Here is a 19,484-nt window from a genome sequence, read left to right on the forward strand (position 1 = left end):
CCGCGCGCAGTCAAAGATCGCGGCCTAAGGTCCCCTGTTGGCCCTGCTGCGACACCAGGTCATAGCACGCCAGCGATCCATTTGGAGGTGCGGTCTTTGTCTGCGCCGCTTTTCCGGCGAGTCATCATCGCCGCTTTGACGCTGTCCACGGCAGGCGTCGCCTGCTCTTCATATGCCATTCCGGCGTCCGCCGACTCGACCGGGACCGGCCTGGTCATCAGCGAAGCGTACGTCAACGGAGGCTCGTCCGGCGCGAGCTACCTTAACAAATTCGTCGAACTCTACAACCCGACGCCGAACGCCATCTCCCTCACCGGCGACACCCTCCAGTACCGCGCGCCCACGAGCACCGGGGTCCCGGGCGGTTCGCAGGTGTTCGCGCTTTCGGGAACGGTCGCAGGCCATGGCCACCTCCTCATCCAGCTGCCGGGCAACAACGCGAGCACCAACCCCGGGGCACCGCTGCCGACACCCGATCTGAGCACCGGCGGGAGCGTCAACCCGGGCGCGGGGGGCGGCACGCTGTTCATCGCGGCCAGCACCTCGGGCGTGCTTCCCACCGACAGCACGGTGATCGACAAGATCGGCTGGGGAACCAGCAACTCTCCGGAGGCGAACGCTCCGACGGGCAACTCGCTGATTCTGAGCTACCAGCGCGACGCGGCCGGCGCGGACACGGATGACAACGCCGCCGACTTCCACGTCGCCGCTCCGACCCCCCAGAACGCTGCCTCCGACGCCGGCAACCCAGGCGACGGCACCGGGACGATCACGATCACGGACCCCGGCTCGCAGAGCGCCACGTCCGGCACGGCGATCACACCGCTCACCCTGCGCGCCTCCGGCGGCACCGCGCCGTACACCTGGACGGCGACCGGGCTGCCCGCCGGGCTGACGCTCTCCTCGGACGGTACCGTCTCGGGCACTCCCACCTCCGCCGGTACGGCGTCGGTGACGGTGACCGCCACCGACTCGACCGGCGCGACCGGCTCGGCGACCTTCAGGTTCCAGGTCGCCGGGGACGGTTCGACCATCGTCCCGATCGCGTCGATCCAGGGCACGAACACCGACACCTCGCCGTACAAGGGGCAGACGGTGACGACCGAGGGTGTCGTGACCGCGGTCTACGCGACCGGCGGCTTCAACGGCTTCTTCCTCGAAACCGGCGGCGCCGGGAAGCACGACAAGACGCCTGGCGCTTCCGACGCGGTGTTCGTCTTCGGCGCGGGATCGGCCGGCCAGGTCTCGATCGGCGAGAGCGTCCGGGTGACCGGCGAGGTCACGGAGTACCAGGGCGAGACCGAGATCCAGTCCCCGACGGTGACCAAGCTCGCCAAGGCGCTGCCGGCCGTCGTCTCGGGCCAGATTCCGTGGTCGGACCTGACGACCGACGCCGCGAAGGAGGCGCACGAGGGTGAGCTGATCGCGCCGCAGGGCACCTTCACGGTGTCGGACAACTACGACGCGAACTACTACGGCTCCTTCACGCTGGCCGCGGGCGAGAAGCCGCTGCGCCAGCCGACCGACGCCGGAACCGCGGGAAGCGCCGCGGCGAAGGCCGCCGCGGCCGACAACGCCGCCCGGATGGTGACGCTCGACGACGGCTCCAGCGCGAACTACAGCACCAGCGCCTCCCGCGACATTCCGCTGCCGTGGCTGACGACGACCAACCCGGTCACGGTGGGCTCGAAGGTGACCTTCCACGAGCCGGTGATCCTCGAATACCGGTTCTCGCTGTGGAACTTCCAGCCGAGGCAGCAGGTCACCGACAACGGTGCGAAGGTCGCCACCTTCAGCGACCTCCGCACCGGCAACCAGCAGCCGGCCTCCGTCGGCGGCGGCGTCCGTCTGGCCACGTTCAACGTCGAGAACTACTTCCCCATGACCGGCGAGGACTACGTCGCCAAGGGACTGGGCAAGTGCACGTACTACACGGACCGGCAGGGCAACCGGATCGCGGTCAACACGTGCACCGGCACGGACGGCGGCTCCGGCCCGCGCGGCGCGGCCGACCAGGCCAACTTCGCCCGCCAGCAGTCGAAGATCGTCACCGGTATCAACCGGCTCGGCGCGAGCGTCGTGTCGCTGGAGGAGATCGAGAACTCGGTCAAGTTCGGTGAGCCGCGCGACACCGCGCTGGCCGGCCTGGTCGACGCGCTCAACGCGGCCGCCGGCTCGAAGGTCTGGGCCTACGCGCCCTCGCCGTCCGCCGACAAGCTGCCGCCGCTGTCCCAGCAGGACGTCATCCGTACCGCCTTCATCTACAAGCCGGCCGACGTCGCCCTGGTCGGACCGTCGACCGTGCTGACCGGCAGCTCCGGCCCCGGCCAGCCGTTCTCGATCGCCCGTCAGCCGCTGTCCCAGGGGTTCAAGAAGGCCGGCGCCACCGACAAGGACGCGTTCCTCGTCGTGGCCAACCACCTGAAGTCGAAGGGCGCCGGCACCCCGCTCTACGACGGCGACGCCGAGGACACCTCGTCCCCGGACGTCAACCAGGGCGCGTTCAACGCGACCCGGGTCCGCCAGGCGCAGGCCGTCTCCGCGTTCGCGTCGCAGACGGCGGCCGGCCTCGGCACCGACCGGATCTTCCTGCTCGGCGACTTCAACGCCTACACGCACGAGGACCCGATGCAGGTCCTGTACACCGACGGCTACACCGACCTGGGCAGCGCGTTCGACCCGTCGGAGGCGACGTACTCCTTCAACGGCCTGCAGGGCTCGCTCGACCACGTGCTGGCCAACCCCGCCGCGAAGGCGATGGTGACCGGCGCGGACGTGTGGCAGATCAACGCGCAGGAGGCCGGGGCCTACAACTACAGCCGCTACAACTACAACGCCACCCAGCTGTTCAACGGCACCGACCCGTTCGCGGCCTCCGACCACGACCCGGTCATCGTCGGGCTGAACCTTCCGGCCACGCCGGTCACGCCCAGCGCGCCGGCCTGGAACGCCTCGAAGGTGTACAACACCGGTGACACGGTGACCTACCAGGGCTCGACCTGGCGGGCCATGTGGTGGACGCAGAACCAGAAGCCGGGCGACCCCAACGGCTCATGGGAGCAGATCGAGACCGCGGCCGACGGCACCGCCGTCTGGACCGCTTCCCGGGTCTTCAACACCGGCGACGTCGTCACGTACAAGAACAAGAAGTACAAGGCACAGTGGTGGACCCGTAACCAGGTCCCCGGCCAGCCCTTCGGCCCCTGGCAGCCCGTCGACTGACCAGAGACCGAATGAAGATGGGGCCGCCTTCGACACAGATCGAAGGCGGCCCCTTCGCGTACCGGACTGACCGTGAACACCTGCTGTGGAAATCAGGTCGCCCGGGCCAACTCCAGAGTTGGCCCGGGCGGTACCGGTGGACGCGCTTCGCTCAGGTCGTGGCGACGGCACGCGCGCCCTCGGTGGAGTGCGGCGCGGCCGCACCGCGGATATCCCGTCGAGCAACCGGGCGGTCCTTGCGGAAGTAGGCGCGGGCGGACGGGAGCAGGAGCAGGACGATGACCGCGATCGAGACCAGCGGCGTGAAGATGAGACGGCCGTCGGAGACGGCCGGCAGCCAGGCCGGGTAGGCGCGGTCGCCGGCGTCGAGGATGGCCTGGGCGTCGGCGCCGCTGCCGAGTATGGACTGGAGGTACGCCACCTTGGAGGTCTGGCTGATGAAGATGAAGACATCGAGGGCCAGGAAGATCGGCTGGATGATCAGGGTGAGGATCCGGCCGGAGCGCTTGCCCGCGAGGTTGCGCCAGGCCAGGATCGCGGCGATCACGGCGGTGCCGACGGGCAGCACCAGCGCGTAGCCGCCCTCGTCGAAGTGGAGGTTGTTCTCGGCCAGGAGAGAGGGCGACAGGCCCTGCCTGGCGAGCTCGGCCTCGGCCGCGGCTTGGACGTCGGCGCCGAAGATGAGCCCGGCGACCGGAGCGATCAGGAAGGCCAGGGCGAACAGCAGCTGGAGCATGCCGGCGACGGTGACGGTACGGGGGCGGGTCTTGGTGATTTCCATGCCACAGACGATCGCGCCCTCCGCTGACAGGGCGCTTCCACCGGGCTGATCCGGGCTGATCCGCGCTGACAGGGGCGGTGAGCCGTCAGCCGGGCGTCTGGGAAGCTGATCAGGTGCGAATTGTGGTGCTTGGTCCGGTCAAGGCATATTCGGGAGACGCCGAACCCGTCGAGATCAGCGGTACGCGGTTGCGTATGCTGCTGGCCAGGCTCGTCATGGATCCGGGCCGCCCCGTTTCGGCCGAGACCCTGATCGACGACCTTTGGGGCGAGCAGGCACCCGCGGGAGCGGCCAGTGCGCTGCAGGGACTGGTGTCCCGGTTGCGCAAGGTCCTGCGTACGGCGGCGACCTTGGACCTGGTGGCCGGCGGCTACCGGCTGTCGGTGAACGCCGAGGACGTGGACGCCTGCCAGTTCGAGGAGCTGGCCGCCCGAGGGCGGCGGGACCTGGCCGCGGGCAGGCACAAGGAGGCGGCCGCGACGCTCGGCGCGGCGCTCGGCCTGTGGCAGGGCGAGGCCCTGGCCGACGTGCTGGAAGCGCCGTTCGCCGACCACGTCGCCACCAGGCTGAACAACCTGCGCGCCGCGGCCGCCGAAGACCGCCTCGACGCCGAGCTGCACCTGGGCAGGCATGCCGAGGCGCTGACCGACCTGGAGTCGTCGGCCGCCCGCAATCCGCTGAGCGAGCGGCTGGCCGGGCTGCGGATGCGCGCCCTGGCCGCGGCCGGCCGCCAGGGGGACGCCCTGGCGGTGTACGAGGAGATCCGGGGCAGACTCGGCGACGAGCTCGGCGTCGATCCCGCGCCCGCGTTGCAGGAGATCCACCTCGCGCTGCTGCGCGGCGAGATGGAGCGGCCCATGACCCGGGCGGAGGCCGCGCCGAGCCGCCTGCCCGCCCAGCTCACCAGTTTCGTGGGCAGGGAGGCGGAGCTGGCGCGGCTGGCCGGACTGCTGTCCACCGGCCGCCTGGTCACCATCGTCGGCCCCGGCGGCGCGGGCAAGACCCGGCTGTCACTGGAGGCCGTGGCCAGGGATCCGGCCTACCGGCTCGGCCGCGTGTGGTTCGTCTCGCTGGCCGGCGTGAGCGTGCCCGACCAGCTCGCCGACGCGGTGCTGGGAGCACTCAAATCCTCCGACGGCCGCCTGTACGAGGCCGGCAGGTCCGCGCCGCTCGACCGGGTGAGCGAGCTGCTCGACGTCGGCGACGCCGTACTGCTGCTGGACAACTGCGAGCACCTGGTGGAGGCCGCCGCCGAGCTGGCCGACCAGTTGCTGGTACGGCTGCCGCAGCTCAGGGTCCTCGCCACCAGCCGGGAACCGCTGGCGATCACCGGTGAGGCGCTGTGTCACCTGGGTTCGCTGGAGGTGCCGAGAGACTCGGCGGAGGCGGCCGAGGCGGAGGCCGTACGCCTCTTCGTCGACAGGGCGGTGAGTGTCCGGCCGGGATTCGCTTTAGAGGAATCCACGGTCGAGGCCGTGGTGGAGATCTGCTGGCGGCTGGACGGCATGCCGCTGGCGCTGGAGCTGGCGGCGGCCAAGCTGCGCTCGATGAGCGTGGACCAGATCGTCCGCCGCCTGGATGACCGGTTCCGGCTGCTCACCTCGGGCAGCAGGTCCGCGCTGCCGCGCCAGCGCACCCTTCTCGCGATGGTCGAGTGGAGCTGGGACCTGCTGGAGGAGCCGGAACGAGCGCTGTCGAGGCGCCTGGCGGCCTTCCCCGGCGGGGCGACCCTGCCCGCGCTGGAAGCCGTCTGCCCTGATGCGTCGCTGCCGGCCGGCGACATCGTCTACGTGCTCGGTTCTCTGGTCGAGAAGTCCATCGTCCACCAGTCCGGCGACCGGTACCGGATGCTGGAGACGATCCGCGCCTACGCGTCGGGCAGGCTCGCCGAGTCCGATGACGACATCGGCGGGCCGTTCTCCGGCTACTTCCTCGCACTGGCCGAGGAGCACGAGCCGCTGCTGCGGACCAGGGACCAGCTGGCGGCGATCGCCGTCTTCGACGCCGAGTACGACAACCTGGTGCACGCGCTGCGCCAGGCGGTGGACGTCGGCGACGAGGCGACGGCCTCCCGGTTCGTCGGCGCGATGTTCTGGTACTGGGGCGTCAGCGGCATGAGCACCCAGTTCGAAACCTACCTCCGGTACGGCGGAGTGCTACCCGGGCAGGCCAGGGCGGCCTTCGGCGTGGTGAGGGCGAGCATGGACGCCGACTCGGCCGGCGCGCGGGAGTTCCATCCGGCCAGGCCGCTGATGCGGATGGCGCAGCTGGCCTTCCCCGCCGAGGAGTCCAGCCTGGAGGAGGCGCTGGCCTCGCCCGACCCCTGGGTGCGGGCCGGCGCGCACTGGGCCGAGGATTTCCTCCTGACCGAGCAGGGCGATCTGAGCTCCGGGGCCTCCTCCCGGGAGGCGGCACTGCGCGGCTTCGAGGAGGTAGGCGATCGCTGGGGCCTGGTGATCAGTCTGCTGCCGCTGGGCCGCGACCACTCCTTACGCGGCGAGTACGGCCAGGCCATCGCCACCTTCGAGCGTGCCGTGGCTCTCAGCTCCGAGCTGGGCGCCGAGGACTACCTCTACCTCAGCCGGGCCAGACTCGCCCGCGAACGCAGGCGCAGCGGCGACCTGGACGGCGCGCTGCGCGACATCCAGGCGGCGCACCGCCGGGCCAGGGAGCGTGGCCACCGCCGTATGGAGGTGAACATCCTGGTCGGCCTGGCCAACGTCCACCGCCTCTCCGGCGACCTGGTGCGGGCCGACCAGATCCTGGACGACCTGGAGGCCCTGGTCCAGCGCCGCGCCATCCCCGAAGAACTGGCCGGAGACCTGATCGTGAGCACCCGCCTGGAGAACCGGCTCATGGAGGGCGACGCCGTGCAGGCAAGGAAGCTGATGCCGGACGCCGTCGGCTCCCTGATCACCCAGGGCTACAGCGCCGGCCTGGCCTGGGCCGCCGAACTGCTGGCCGGGTTGCGGGCGCTGGAGGACGACCCGTCGGGCGCGGCCACCGCGCTCGGCATGAGCCAGGTGATCCGCGGCGAGTTCGACCACGGCGAGCCCGAGCTGCGCGCCCTGGTCGAGCGGCTCACCGCGCGACTGGGTGAAGACGGCTACGCCCAGGCGTATCACCTGGGCGCGGAGACGCCGCGTAAGGACGCGATCGACCGGCTGGCCGGTCACGTCCTGGCGGGCTAGGCGGCGTTCTTGCGGTAGGCCCGCATGGCCAGGGGGAAGAAGATCACGATCGCACCGGCCATCCAGGCCAGGCCGCCCAGCAGAGGCCCGGCGACCGCGCCGCCGTTCAGCAGACCGCGCATGGCGTCGGACATCAGGCTGACCGGGTTGACGTCGGACCAGACCCGCAGCCAGCCGGGCATGGTCTGGGTCGGGATGAACACATTGCTGGCGAAGGTGAGCGGCAGGATCAGGATGGTCGTCAGGCCGGTCACCGACCCGGGCGTCTTGACCAGCATGCCGATGTAGACCGACAGCCAGGAGAAGCTCAGCCCGAAGGCCAGCAGCAGCCCCACACCCGCCAGAGCGGCGACCGGGCCGGTCTGGATGCGATAGCCCATGACCACCGCCAGGCCCAGGAGGACGGCCAGCGACACCACGTAACGCACGAGGTCGGCCAGTACGGCGCCGATCAGCGGCGCGGAGCGCGCGACCGGCATGCTGCGGAAGCGGTCGAAGACCCCGGTGCTCGTGTCGGCGTTGAGCGAGACGCCGATGCCGACACTGGCCTGCAAGACCGTCATCACCATGATGCCGGGCACGATCGCCTGCACGTAGCCGTCGAGGTCGCCGCCCGCGATCGCGCCGCCGAACAGGTAGACGAACATCAGCAGGAACACCACCGGCGTCAGGATGACGTCCACGAGCTGCACGGGGGACTTGCGCAGCTTGGCGACACCGCGTCCGGCCAGGGCCAGGCTGTGTCGGACGGCCTGCGCAGGGCTCACCTGGATCGGGGCGAAACCGGTCGTGCTCATGCTGCGTTCCTCTCGGTGGCGGCGTTGTGTCCGGTGAGCGCCAGGAAGACCTCGTCCAGGCTGGGCAGGCGCAGGCCCAGCTCGTCGGTGGGGATGCCGGACAGGTCGAGTCTTCTGGCCAGGGCGGAGACCAGCAGGGGATCGGCGGCCGGCGCACTCAGCAGGCCGGTGTTCTCATCGCGGTTCGGTGTGCTGCCGGTGAGCTCGGCCAGGATGCGGCCGACCGCGTCCATGTCGGTGGCCAGGGTCGGGCGTACGTGCATGATCTGCCCGCCGATCTGGCGCTTCAGCTCGCCCGGCCGCCCTTCGGCGACCACCTTGCCGCGGTCGATCACGGTGATCCGGTCGGCGAGCTGGTCGGCCTCCTCCAGGTACTGCGTGGTGAGCAGGACCGTGGTGCCATCGGACACCAGGGCGCGCACCACGTCCCAGAGCCCGTTGCGGGTGTGCGGGTCCAGGCCGGTGGTCGGCTCGTCCAGGAACAGGATCCGTGGACGTCCGACCAGGCTCGCCGCCAGGTCCAGCCTGCGCCGCATGCCGCCGGAGAAGCTGCTGATCGGCCGGCCGGCGGCTTCGGTGAGCTCGAAGCGCTCCAGCAGTTCGGCGGCCCGCGCCTTGGCCTCACGCTTGGACAGGTTGAGCAGGCGGCCCAGCAGGATCAAATTCTCGAGGCCGGACAGGCCCTCGTCCACCGAGGCGTACTGCCCGGTGAGGCCGATGAGGCCGCGTACCCGCACCGGGTCCCGCACCACGTCGTGGCCGCCGACCACGGCCCGGCCGCCGTCGGGCCGCATCAGTGTCGCCAGGATCCGCACGGCGGTGGTCTTGCCGGCCCCGTTCGGTCCGAGCACCGCCACCACCCTGCCCGCCTGGACCTCCAGATCGACCCCGTCCAGCGCAACCATGTCGCCGTACCGTTTGACCAGCCCTTCGGCTCGAATCGCTTCCATAGCCTCTCCTCGTCGCCCTTGTCGCTCCCGATGGGGAAGACGATGCCGGAGGCCGCTGACACGTGGCTCACAGCGCGCTAACACCGGCTGACAGCCGCGCGCGGGTCGGACTCCGGAGCACATGCGCCATCCTGAGACACGCACATCCCATCGCCCGCTGGAGGAGTCACCGATGTCAGTACGTCGAATCGTCCCCAACATTGAGTCCGAAGCCCTGGAGGAGAGCGCGGAGTTCTACGGCCTCCTGGGCCTGGAGGAGGTCATGAACCACGGCTGGATCATGACCCTCGCCTCTCCGTCCGCTCCCACGGTGCAGGTCAGCGTCATGACCGGCGACAAGACGGCACCCGTCACCTCGGACATGAGCATCGAGGTGGATGATGTGGACGCCGCCTATGCGGCCATGTGCGACAGCGGTGCCGAGATCGTGCATCCGTTGCAGGACGAGGAGTGGGGCGTCCGCCGGTTCTTCGTCCGCGACCCGAACGGCCGTGTGGTCAACGTCCTGGGGCACCGCTGACCTCGGAGATTCGATGACGGCGGTAGCGGTCGATGTACGGCACGGACACCGAGAGGCTGTTCGTGCCGCACGAGCTCGGGCTCGGTGACCCCGGGTGAGCCCAGCCGGTTTCAGTCGCGAGGTGTTCGGGGTCGTCCCCGTACGCACGCTCAACGGCTGTCGGGCCCACGTGCCGCAGAAGGCCGAGCCGGGGATGAAGAGCCGCCGGCTCGGCAAGAACAAGCAGGCCGAAGATCAGTCCGCCTTGTGAGAATATGTGGTCATGGAGGCCGTTGACCGCCCAGGGCTGGAAATCATCTGGAAGGCCGATTCGCTCGTGCGCGTGCTCAGCCGCGACGGTGAGTCCACCGTCGCGCAGCTTGCCGAGGCCGTGAACGAGCCGTTGAGCTCCACCTACCGTTTGCTCGCCGACCTCAAGCAGATCGGCTGGGTGGAGCGGGGCTCCAAGCGCGGTCTCTACCGGCTCGGCCTCTTCTTCGTGCGTATCGGCGGGCTGGCGGAGGAGTTCGTCGACGTCCGCGAACGCGCCATCCCCCATCTTCGCGAGCTGCGCGCCGAGATAGGCGCGACGGCATACCTTTGCGTGCGCCGCGGCCTGACAGGGGTGTGTATAGAGCGACTCGAGGGTCCTGATGTCCGCGCCCTCAACTTCCGGGTCGGCGACTCCCTCATGCTCAACGTCGGGGGAGCACCGAAGGCGCTGCTGGCCCACCTGCCGCTTGAGGAGCGGCTTTTTGTCAAAGCCGGACTCGCGGCGTTTCCCGGCGGGCCGCGGGGACCGCTCGGCAGGGATCTCGAGGACGAGATCGAACAGATCCGGGCCCGCGGTTGGGCGGAGTCCGACGGCGACGTGACGGTCGGGATCGCCGCGATCGGCGCGCCGGTCTTCAACCACCGGGGCGAGATCGAGGCCGCGGTGTCCATCGGCGGGCTCCGCTCCCGGGTGCTCGATGTGCCAGAGAACGGGCCTCGCGTCGCCGCCTGTGCGGCAGCGGTCAGTCGATCGCTCGGCTTCGGCAGCGAGGAGGTCGTGTGAGCGGGGCCGCGCCGATGCGTGTGCTGGCGAACGCGACGGAGCTCATCGAGTTGCTGGCCAGCGAGGGCGCCCTCCCGCTCGTCGACGTCGCCACTCAAATCGGGGTGCCGCGATCGAGCATCTACCGCCTCTGCGAAGGGCTCGCCGCCGTCGGGATGGTCGAGCTGCTGCCCGACTCGAGGGTGCGGCTCTCGACGCGGTGGCTCGCCCTCGCCGACGCGGCCCGCGCCGGCATGTCGGAATGGCGTGGCGCACCGGAGGTGCTGGCGCACCTCGTCGAACGCACCGGCCAGACGGCCTTCCTCAGCGTCCCGTACGGCTCGAGCGCCCTGTGCGTCGACTGGTGTCAGGGCCGGGCGATCGACGTGCTCGCCTACCGGCCGGGAAGCACGATGCCGCTGCACGTCGGCGCGGCCGGCCGGACGTTCGCGGCATACGGGGTGTCGCTGCCCGAGGGCGAACGGCGGCGACGCACCGAAAAGACGATCATCGACTCCGACGAGCTCGCGGCCGACCGGGAGCGGATCCGGCGCGACGGCTACGCACTGTCCGAGGAGGACGTCACGGTCGGCATCGGCGCGGTCGGTGTGCCGATCCTGGCGCCCGACGGCACGCTGCGCGGCGCGCTGTCGCTCGGCGGACTCGTCGAGGACGTCCGGAAGCACCGCGACGAGTTCGTCGCGGAGCTGCGCACCGGTGTGGAGCGGCTGTCCGCAGTGTAGGGGGATTCCGGTAGCTGGGCGCAGAAATTCTTGCTTGGCGGACGCCATGTTCATCTGCTAAGACTGTGTCCCACAGCACAACCTTGCCGGAACACCGTGCGCACGTCGGTCGATTGGGGGCGTTCCGGCGGAGCCTCACGGACGAGGTCGGAGGAAGCCCTATGGCTACCGCTACACCAGCAAACACCACCGCAAAAACACGCCCCGGCGCGAAGCGCTCGACCGTCGCGGCCGTCTTCGGCAACTACATCGAGTACGTCGACTTCGGCTCGTACGGCTTCATGGCCGCGATCATCGGCGCGAACTTCTTCCCAGGAGACGCCTCGGCGCAGCTGCTGTCGTCGCTCGCCGTCTTCGGCGTCACCTTCTTCTTCCGGCCCGTCGGCGGCGTCCTCTGGGGCTACGTCGGAGACCGCTACGGCCGGAAGAACGCGCTCGTCTGGGCGATCGTCCTCATGAGCCTCTCGACAGCGCTCATCGGCGTGCTGCCGAACTACACCGCGATCGGCATCGCCGCCCCGATCCTGCTCGTCCTCCTCCGTTCGCTCCAGGGCATCTCGATCGGCGGCGAGTTCGCGGGCGCCGGCACGTTCATCACCGAGACCGCACCGCCCAACCGCCGGGGCGTCTGGTCGAGCTACATCTCGGTGAGCGCCGCCCTCGGCACGCTGACCGCGAGCACGCTTGTGCTCGCCCTCACCGTCACCCTGACGTCGGCGCAGATGTCGTCGTGGGGTTGGCGCATCCCGTTCCTGCTCGCCCTGCCGATCGGCGTCGTAGCGCTCGTCATGCGGGCGAAGGCCGTGGAGACCGAGGTCTTCGTCAAGCTACGTGAGAAGGAGAAGGCGCCGGTCAACCCCTTCAAGGGCTTCGGCAAGGAGGAAGTGAAGAGCATCCTCATCGTCGCCGTCTTCGCGAGTGCGGCCGGCCTCGGCATCTACTACTTCTTCACGTACTTCAACGTTTTTCTCAGCACGACGGTCGGCCTCGGCAGCTCCACGGCGATCGGCCTCACCGCGATCGGCCTGATCCTCTACTCGCTCATGTGCCCGTTCGCCGGCCTGATCGGCGACCTCTGGGGCCGCAAGAGGCCGTTCGTCATCTCGCTCATCGTCTTGGGCCTGGTCGCGGTGCCGGTCTTCATGCTCCTCAGAGCCGGCATCGTCGCGGCCATCGCCGGCCTGATCCTCTTCGGGCTGGCGCAGTCGGTCGTCAACGTGTCGACGTCCGTCGTGCTCGCCGAGATGTTCCGGGCGCGGTCCCGCATGAGCGGTGGCGCGATCGGCCACAACATCGGCCTCGCCCTCGTCGGTGGCACCGGACCGCTCGTCGCCGCCGCCCTCGTCTCGTCGACGGGCAACCCGCTGGCCCCCGGCTTCTACCTCGGCGCGGTGGCCCTCCTGGCCGGCGTGATCACGTGGATCTTCCTGCCCGAGACGGGTAAGCGGTCGATGTTCGCCGACGAGAGTGAGTCGCTCAAGGCGCAGGAGCTCAAGCTGGACGGCTCGACGACGCCGGCTCAGGCCTGAGGTGTTCGCACGCATGGTGCCGGCTCGCCTCTTCCGGCGGGACGGCACCATGCCGTTAGGAGTCAGGGGACGGTTCGTCCCACCGCCGACGACGAAGGACCCGGGAACATGAGTGAGACAACAGGCGGCAGTGCCTTCGAGCGCGGTGCGCGGATGCGCCGTCAGGTGCTCGGGGCGCGCCACGTCGACGCGAACGGAGGCTCCGACCCCGAGGCCATGACCCCGCTCCAGCGGATGGTCACCGAGTTCGGCTGGGGCACGGTGTGGACCCGCGAGGAGCTCGCCCCGCAGCAGCGCAGCCTTGTCACAGTGGCCATGCTCATCGCGCTCAACCGTCCGCACGAGCTGCGCCTCCACGTGAAAGGGGCGCTGCGCAACGGCCTGACGGAGGACGCCGTCCGCGAGATCGCGGTGCACGCGGTCGCGTACTGCGGGTTCCCGGCCGCGATCGACGCGAGCCGGGTGATCGAGGACGTCATCGAGCAGGTGCGCGCGGAAGCGGGCTCCGAACTCGGTGGCTCGGAACCGAGCTGAGACGGAAATCATGACGCGCCCGCATGCCGCACCGGTCGTCCTGCTGCACCCTGTCGCGCTCGACGCGCACGTCGCCGACTGGCTTGACGTGCCCGGTCTCCAGGCCCTCTCGCTCCCCGGCACCGGCGCCCCCGGTGCCGGCGCCGCCCGACCGCCCGGGTCCCTCGTCGAGCTTGCCGACTGGGTTGCCGGACGGCTGACCCAGCCTGTCCATCTCGCCGGCTGTTCGCTCGGCGGGATGGTCGCCATGCACGTCGCGCTGCGACACCCCGGCCTCGTGCTCTCCCTCCTGGCGGCGTTCACCACCGCTCGGACCGACCGGGACGCCGTCCTGGCGAGGGCCGGGCACACGGAGCGGGTCGGCGCGCCGGCGCTCGTGAGCGAGACGCTCGAGCGGTGGTTCACCCATGAGGCACTCACGGCGACGCCACGTCCCGCGCCGATCACGTATGCCGCCGAACGCCTCCGCGCGGCCGACACCGTGGCGCTCGCCGCGACGTGGCGGGCGATCGCGGACCACGACGTGCAGGACGACCTCGGGCGTGTCGGCGTGCCGACGACGTTCGTCGCAGGCCGGCGCGACCGGTCGGTGTCGATCGAGTCCGTGCGAGCGGCGTCCTCGCAGGTGCCGGGATCCCGGCTCGTCGAGACGGACGACGCGCACATGGGCCTGCTCGAACAGCCGGGCCGGTTCTCGTCACTCGTCGGGGCCCATGTCGACTGGGCAAATAATTCTCGCTAAATAGACGCTTGGTCCGGCACATGATAGAATTGTTTTATCGTCAGTGAGCTGCTTCAGTCACTCCCAAGGGAATCCACATGTTCAGCGAAGAACCCTCCGGCCTGGTGGCGGTGACCGGTGCCACCGGCGCCCTCGGATCGCGAGTTGCTGCCCGTCTGGCCCAGCGTGGGGTGCCGATGGCCCTCGTCGCGCGCGACCCGTCCCGCCTGCCGGCGCTCGTCGGCGCGGAGCACCGCGGGCCGGCCGGCTACGGCGACGACGCCGCGATGCGGGGTGCGTTGGAGGGCGTGCGGACCCTTTTCCTCGTGTCCGGCGGCCTCTCTCCACGCCGGTTCGAGGAGCACGCGTGCGCCATCGATGCCGCCGTGGCCTGCGGTGTGCAGTACATCGTGTACGTCTCCCTCGTCGGCGCCGCCGAGCACGCCACCTTCGCCCACTCGCACGACCACTGGCAGACCGAGCAGTACCTCGCCGCGAGCCCCGTGCGCTGGACGGTCCTGCGCCCCTCGATCTACGCGAGCATGCTCACGGCCCGGGCCGACGAGCAGGGCGTGATCCGAGGGCCGGCCGGCGACGGGCGGTTCGCCGCGGTCGACCACGACGACATCGCGGACGTCGCGGCGGAAGTGCTCGCGCCGGGACCGTCCGGCCCGCGCGACGTCGACGCCGCGATCCTCGAGATCACCGGGCCGGAGGCCGTCACCATGGGTGAGGCCGCCGAGCAGCTCACCCGGGCCACGGGGCGGCACTACGTGTACGAGCCCGAATCGGTCGAGGACGCCATCGCGTGGCGCAGCCGCACCGACGACCCGCACGAGGTGGAGCGCTGGATCTCGTGGTTCCAGGCGATCGCGAAGGGCGAGTTCGGCTCGCTCACCGACGTGGTCCCGGCCTTCACCGGCCACCGCGCGTCGACCGTCGCGGAGAGTGTGGCCCGCAGACAGGCACAGCGATGAGCGCGCCAGTGGTCGGGATCGTCGGCGCCGGGAGCATCGGCCTCGCCATGGCGGTCGTCTTCGCCAAGGCGGGGAGCCGCGTTCAGGTCCACGAACCGTCGAGCGAGATGGCCGCCGGCGTGCGGTCCCGGCTCGACGAACGCCTCCGGCTCCTGCTCGAGACCGGCCTCCTGACCGAGTCGCCCGCCGACGTCGCGGCGCGGGTCTCGGTGGGGGCCGACCTCGCGGCGGCGATCGGCGACGTCGACCTCGTCTTCGAGTGCACGCCGGAGGATCTCGAGACCAAGCGCGCGGTGTTCCGGGAGATCGCCGCCGCCGCGCCACCCCACGCGATCCTCGCGTCCACGTCCTCGGCGTTCGGGGCCGGCGAGTTCGCGGACGAGCTCGCCGGGCGCGAACGCTGTCTTGTGCTGCACCCGGCCAACCCGCCCTACCTCATCCGCGTCGTGGAGGTCGTGCCCGCGCCGTTCACGGCGGAGGACGTCGTGTCCCGCGCCACGGAGCTGTTGCGGGCGGCGCACCTCATGCCGGTGGTGCTCGGCGCGGAGGTGACGGGCTTCGTCTACAACCGTCTGCAGGGCGCCGTGCTCCGGGAGGCCTACTGCCTCGTCCGCGACGGCGTCGTCGACGTCGAGGGGCTCGACACGATCGTGCGCGAGGGCCTCGGGCTGCGCTGGACGGTCGTCGGCCCGTTCGAGACCGCCGACCTCAACACCCGCGGCGGCATCGCCGCCCACGCGGCCCGCCTCGGGCCGGCCTACGAGCGGATGGGGGCGGAGCGGGGGCAGCACGACCCGTGGACGCCCGAGCTCGTCGCGGAGGTGACCGCGCAACGCCGGGAAATCCTCCCGCTCGACGAGTGGGAGGCACGCACGATGTGGCGTGACCGGCACCTGGCCGGCTTGCGGCGCCATCTCGACCAACAGGACGAACGGCGCCTGGCGCCGGCGGAGTCGATCGGAAAGGAACTCCCATGAGTGAAGCCACCCTGGAGGCGTCGCCCGGCGTCGGCCGGCGGACGACGCCGATCCACGGGCACGAGGTGCCCACCGGCATACACATCGGGGGCAGGTGGATCGACCTCGACGCGACGTTCGACGTGACGGACCCGGCGACGGGCTCGGCCTTCGCGGCAGTGTCCGACGCGTCCGAGGCCGAAGCCCTTCAGGCGCTTGACGCCGCGGAGAAGGCACAGCGCGCCTGGGGGTCGCTGAACCCGCGCCGGCGGGCGCGTCTGCTGCGCCACGCGCACGACCTCGTGCGCGAGCGCGCCGATGCGTTCATCGACGTCATGGTCGTCGAGAGCGGCAAGCCGCGCGCCGAGGCGGCCGCCGAGTTCGAACTGTCGATGGGCTTCTTCGAGTGGTCGATCGAACAGATCGGCCACCTGCACGGCGACTTCGGGCCCGGCTCCAACCCCGGCTACCGCGTCGTGACGTCGCTGCAGCCCATCGGCCCCAGCCTGCTCATCACGCCCTGGAACTTCCCGATGCTCATGGGCGCCCGTAAGATGAGCGCGGCTCTCGCGGCAGGGTGCACGCTCGTCGTGAAGTCGGCGCAGCAGACCCCGTTCACCATCGCCCTGCTGGTGCAGGCGCTGCAGGACGCCGGGGTGCCGGACGGGGTCGTCAACCTCATCCACACGATGCGTTCGGAAGCCGCCTCCACGACCCTGCTCGCCGACCGGCGCCTCAAGAAGCTGAGCTTCACCGGCTCCACCGCGGTGGGGTCGCACCTGCTCACGCTCGCCGCACGGCACATCACGCACTCGTCGATGGAGCTCGGCGGCAACGCGCCGTTCATCGTGCTCGATGACGCGGACGTCGACCTCGCAGTGCGCGAGGCGGTCGTCTGCAAGTTCCGCAACGCAGGTCAGGCGTGCGTCGCGGCGAACCGCATCATCCTGCATCGCGACATCGCCGACGAGTTCACCGAGAAGTTCACCGCGGCGGCCGAGGCGCTCAAGATCGGCCCGGGCTTCGCCGACGGCGTGCAGATGGGACCGATGATCTCGGCCCAGCAGCGGCAGCGGATCGACCAGCTCGTGCGGGGTGCGGTCGCGGAAGGGGCGGAGCTCCTCACGGGCGGCAAGGCCGTACCCGGTGAGGGGTTCTTCTACGAGCCGACGGTGCTGCGTGGCGCCGGCCGGTCGTCGCGGCTCGCGTGCGACGAGCTGTTCGGCCCCGTCGCGATGCTCTACACGGTCGACTCGGTCGCCGAGGCGATCGACTTCGCCAACGACACCGAGTACGGCCTGTCCGCGTACCTGTTCACGCGCGACATCTCGCGTGCCATCCGCATCGGCGAAGAGCTCGAATGCGGCATGGTCGGGGTGAACCGCGGCATCATGGCGGACCCGGTGGCGCCTTTCGGCGGCACCAAGGCCTCCGGCCTGGGCCGCGAGGGCGGCGACCAGGGCGTCAAGGAATTCCTCGAAGCGCACTACATCGCGCTCACCATCGACGACGAGAGGGCGCAGTGGTGATGTCCCGCAACGTCAACCTCACCGGCTTCGGGGTCGTCCGACAGCCGAAGACGATCCTGTTCGGGCCCGGCGAGCGACGCTCGATCGCCGGAACCGTCGCCGCGATCGGCAGCCGGGCGCTCATCGTCACCGATCGGCGGATGGAGCAGAGCGCCGAGTTCGCCGAAATCCTCCGGTCGCTGGCCGAGCGAGGCGCCGACGTGTCGGTCTACGCCGACGTCGAGGCCGAACTGCCGCGCACCAACGTCGAGGACCTGCTCGCCACGCAGGACGGGCGCACGTTCGACGTCGTCGTCGGAGTCGGCGGCGGGAGCTGCCTCGACATGGCCAAGATCGCGGCGGTCATGCTCGCGCACGGCGGCTCCGTGTCCGACTACTACGGCGAGTTCAAAGTGCCCGGGCCGACCGTGCCGATCGTCACCGTGCCCACCACGGGTGGCACAGGCGCCGAGTCGACCTGCATCTCGGTCGTCTACGACCCCGACCTCGGGATGAAGGTGGGCATCGCGAGCCCGTACCTCGAGGCGACCGCCGCGGTGGTCGACCCCGTCTTCACCCTGACATGCCCGCCCGGCCTCACGGCGGCCACGGGAGCCGACGCCTTTTCGCACCTCGTCGAAGCCTTCACCGCTCGCTCGAAGAACCCCGAGCCCGGCACCCAGGACCGCTACGTCTACGTCGGCAAGAACGTCCTCACCGACGAGCACTGCCGGGTCGGCATCCGGCTGCTCGGCACCTCACTCGAGCGGGTCATGGCGGCTCCGGACGACCTTGAGGCGCGCAGCGACACCATGCGGGCCGCGCTGCACGCGGGGCTCGCCATCAACACAACCGGCACCGCGGCCGCGCACGCACTCCAGTCGCCCATCGGGGCACTCACCCACACTCCGCACGGGTTCGGCGTCGGCGCCCTGCTGCCGTACGTCATGCGGTTCAACCTGCCGGAGCGCATTCCGGAGTTCGCGGAGATCGGGCGGCTGCTCGGTGTGGCCGACGCCACCGCCGACGACCTCGACCAGGCCCACGCCGGCATCGAACGCGTCGACGAGATCCTGCTGGCCATCGGCGTGCCCGGCGACCTCGCGGAGCTCGGCCTCGACGCCGACGCCATTCCGAAGGTCGCAGCCCAGGCGATGCAGGCGACCCGCCTGACCGCGAACAACCCACGCGCGCTCACGACGGAGTCGATGCAGCTGATCCTCGACAAGGCCTTCAAGGGAGATCGGTCGTGGTGGTCATGACCGGGGCGTATGTCGACATCTTCTCCCTCGCGGGCAAGCGCGCGATCGTCACCGGCGCCAGCAGCGGCATCGGACGGGCGATCGCCGTCGGCATCGCCGCTGCGGGCGCGAACGTCGCACTCGTGTCGCGCAGCACGGCGCAGCTAGAGGAGACCCAGACGCTCATCGCCGAGGCCGGGGGAACCTCCCATGTCGTCGCGGCCGACCTCTCGTCGACCGAAGAGGTGGTCCGGCTGACCGACGCCGCGGAGGCAGCCCTCGGCGGGCCGATCGACATCGTCGTGCACTCGGCGGGCACCCAGCACCGCGAGGCGGCCCTTACCTTCCCGCTGGACGCCTGGGAACGGGTCCTCCAGGTCAACCTCACGGCGCCGTTCCTGCTCAGCCAGGAGATCGGCCGCCGGCAGATCGCCGCAAAACGCCCTGGGAACCACGTGTTCGTCGCCTCCCTGACGAGCATCCTCGGCCTGCCGAACCTCGTCGCCTACAACGCCGCCAAGTCGGGACTGATGGGCGTCGTGCGAGCACTCAGCCGCGAATGGGCCAGCCAGGGCATCCGGGTGAACGGCATCTCGCCCGGCTACGTCGAAACGGCGATGACAAAGGACCTCTTCGCCGACCCCGAGCGCCGGCAGAAGCTGCTCGACCGCATCCCGACGGGACGGTTCGGCACAACCGAGGAGCTCGTGGCGCCGACCGTCTTCCTGGCCTCGAACGCGTCGGCCTACATGACCGGTCAGCTGCTCATCATCGACGGGGGATGGGCCGGAGCATGAGC

General features: G+C 70.4%; 17 protein-coding genes. 14 read left to right on the forward strand and 3 right to left on the reverse strand.

The features are described from left to right. Nucleotides 1-135: 135 nt before the first annotated feature. Entirely contained in the window at nucleotides 136-3,222 is a 3,087-nt protein-coding gene (locus tag J2853_RS39210) for an ExeM/NucH family extracellular endonuclease (protein ID WP_307566277.1), read from the forward strand. A gap of 151 nt (nucleotides 3,223-3,373) precedes the next feature. On the opposite strand, the gene J2853_RS39215 is transcribed toward J2853_RS39210, so the two are convergent. Further along, entirely contained in the window at nucleotides 3,374-4,003 is a 630-nt protein-coding gene (locus tag J2853_RS39215) for a hypothetical protein (RefSeq protein WP_307566279.1), read from the reverse strand. A 113-nt stretch (nucleotides 4,004-4,116) separates the two neighbouring features. Here J2853_RS39215 and J2853_RS39220 point away from each other — a divergent pair, with 113 nt between their 5' ends. Then, nucleotides 4,117-7,194, forward strand: a complete 3,078-nt coding sequence (locus J2853_RS39220; protein ID WP_307566281.1) for an AfsR/SARP family transcriptional regulator — start codon at nucleotides 4,117-4,119, stop codon at nucleotides 7,192-7,194. Here J2853_RS39220 and J2853_RS39225 read toward each other — a convergent pair. Then, on the reverse strand, nucleotides 7,191-7,991 hold the full coding sequence (locus J2853_RS39225) for an ABC transporter permease (protein WP_307566282.1): 801 nt from the start codon (nucleotides 7,989-7,991) through the stop codon (nucleotides 7,191-7,193). The two genes, J2853_RS39220 and J2853_RS39225, sit on opposite strands and share 4 nt — an antisense overlap. After that, entirely contained in the window at nucleotides 7,988-8,941 is a 954-nt protein-coding gene (locus tag J2853_RS39230; RefSeq protein ID WP_307566283.1) for an ATP-binding cassette domain-containing protein, read from the reverse strand. The genes J2853_RS39225 and J2853_RS39230 overlap by 4 nt, the downstream gene beginning before the upstream one ends. A 172-nt stretch (nucleotides 8,942-9,113) precedes the next feature. Here J2853_RS39230 and J2853_RS39235 point away from each other — a divergent pair, with 172 nt between their 5' ends. The 12 genes from J2853_RS39235 to J2853_RS39290 all read left to right on the forward strand — a co-directional run bounded on the left by J2853_RS39235 (nucleotide 9,114) and on the right by J2853_RS39290 (nucleotide 19,482). Further along, complete coding sequence (locus J2853_RS39235; RefSeq protein ID WP_307566284.1) at nucleotides 9,114-9,461, forward strand: VOC family protein; 348 nt, start codon at nucleotides 9,114-9,116, stop codon at nucleotides 9,459-9,461. 121 nt (nucleotides 9,462-9,582) lie between these two features. Continuing rightward, on the forward strand, nucleotides 9,583-9,711 hold the full coding sequence (locus J2853_RS39240; protein ID WP_307566286.1) for a hypothetical protein: 129 nt from the start codon (nucleotides 9,583-9,585) through the stop codon (nucleotides 9,709-9,711). A gap of 12 nt (nucleotides 9,712-9,723) precedes the next feature. Continuing rightward, on the forward strand, nucleotides 9,724-10,497 hold the full coding sequence (locus J2853_RS39245) for an IclR family transcriptional regulator (RefSeq protein ID WP_307568964.1): 774 nt from the start codon (nucleotides 9,724-9,726) through the stop codon (nucleotides 10,495-10,497). Beyond that, nucleotides 10,494-11,219: an IclR family transcriptional regulator gene (locus J2853_RS39250; RefSeq protein ID WP_307566288.1), complete on the forward strand. Its 726-nt coding sequence runs from the start codon at nucleotides 10,494-10,496 to the stop codon at nucleotides 11,217-11,219. The genes J2853_RS39245 and J2853_RS39250 overlap by 4 nt, the downstream gene beginning before the upstream one ends. A gap of 161 nt (nucleotides 11,220-11,380) precedes the next feature. After that, nucleotides 11,381-12,748 carry an MFS transporter gene (locus J2853_RS39255; protein WP_307566291.1) on the forward strand — a complete coding sequence of 456 codons (1,368 nt, stop codon included), beginning with the start codon at nucleotides 11,381-11,383 and terminating at the stop codon, nucleotides 12,746-12,748. 108 nt (nucleotides 12,749-12,856) lie between these two features. Next, nucleotides 12,857-13,282, forward strand: coding sequence for a carboxymuconolactone decarboxylase family protein (locus J2853_RS39260; RefSeq protein WP_307566293.1), 426 nt, complete (start codon nucleotides 12,857-12,859; stop codon nucleotides 13,280-13,282). A gap of 10 nt (nucleotides 13,283-13,292) precedes the next feature. Next, complete coding sequence (locus J2853_RS39265) at nucleotides 13,293-14,024, forward strand: alpha/beta fold hydrolase (RefSeq protein ID WP_307566295.1); 732 nt, start codon at nucleotides 13,293-13,295, stop codon at nucleotides 14,022-14,024. A 77-nt stretch (nucleotides 14,025-14,101) separates the two neighbouring features. Beyond that, on the forward strand, nucleotides 14,102-14,980 hold the full coding sequence (locus J2853_RS39270; RefSeq protein WP_307566297.1) for an NAD(P)H-binding protein: 879 nt from the start codon (nucleotides 14,102-14,104) through the stop codon (nucleotides 14,978-14,980). Continuing rightward, nucleotides 14,977-15,957, forward strand: coding sequence for a 3-hydroxyacyl-CoA dehydrogenase (locus J2853_RS39275; protein WP_307566298.1), 981 nt, complete (start codon nucleotides 14,977-14,979; stop codon nucleotides 15,955-15,957). The genes J2853_RS39270 and J2853_RS39275 overlap by 4 nt, the downstream gene beginning before the upstream one ends. Then, the gene (locus J2853_RS39280; protein WP_307566300.1) at nucleotides 15,954-17,465 is read left to right on the forward strand and encodes an NAD-dependent succinate-semialdehyde dehydrogenase; all 1,512 of its coding nucleotides are present in this window, start codon (nucleotides 15,954-15,956) and stop codon (nucleotides 17,463-17,465) included. Before J2853_RS39275 ends, J2853_RS39280 begins: the two co-directional genes overlap by 4 nt. Further along, nucleotides 17,465-18,706, forward strand: a complete 1,242-nt coding sequence (locus J2853_RS39285; protein ID WP_307566301.1) for an iron-containing alcohol dehydrogenase — start codon at nucleotides 17,465-17,467, stop codon at nucleotides 18,704-18,706. The genes J2853_RS39280 and J2853_RS39285 overlap by 1 nt, the downstream gene beginning before the upstream one ends. Next, the gene (locus tag J2853_RS39290) at nucleotides 18,703-19,482 is read left to right on the forward strand and encodes an SDR family NAD(P)-dependent oxidoreductase (protein ID WP_307568966.1); all 780 of its coding nucleotides are present in this window, start codon (nucleotides 18,703-18,705) and stop codon (nucleotides 19,480-19,482) included. Before J2853_RS39285 ends, J2853_RS39290 begins: the two co-directional genes overlap by 4 nt. Nucleotides 19,483-19,484: the final 2 nt, after the last annotated feature.

Origin of the sequence: Streptosporangium lutulentum (assembly GCF_030811455.1) — a bacterium.
Classification (GTDB): Bacteria; Actinomycetota; Actinomycetes; order Streptosporangiales; family Streptosporangiaceae; genus Streptosporangium; species Streptosporangium lutulentum.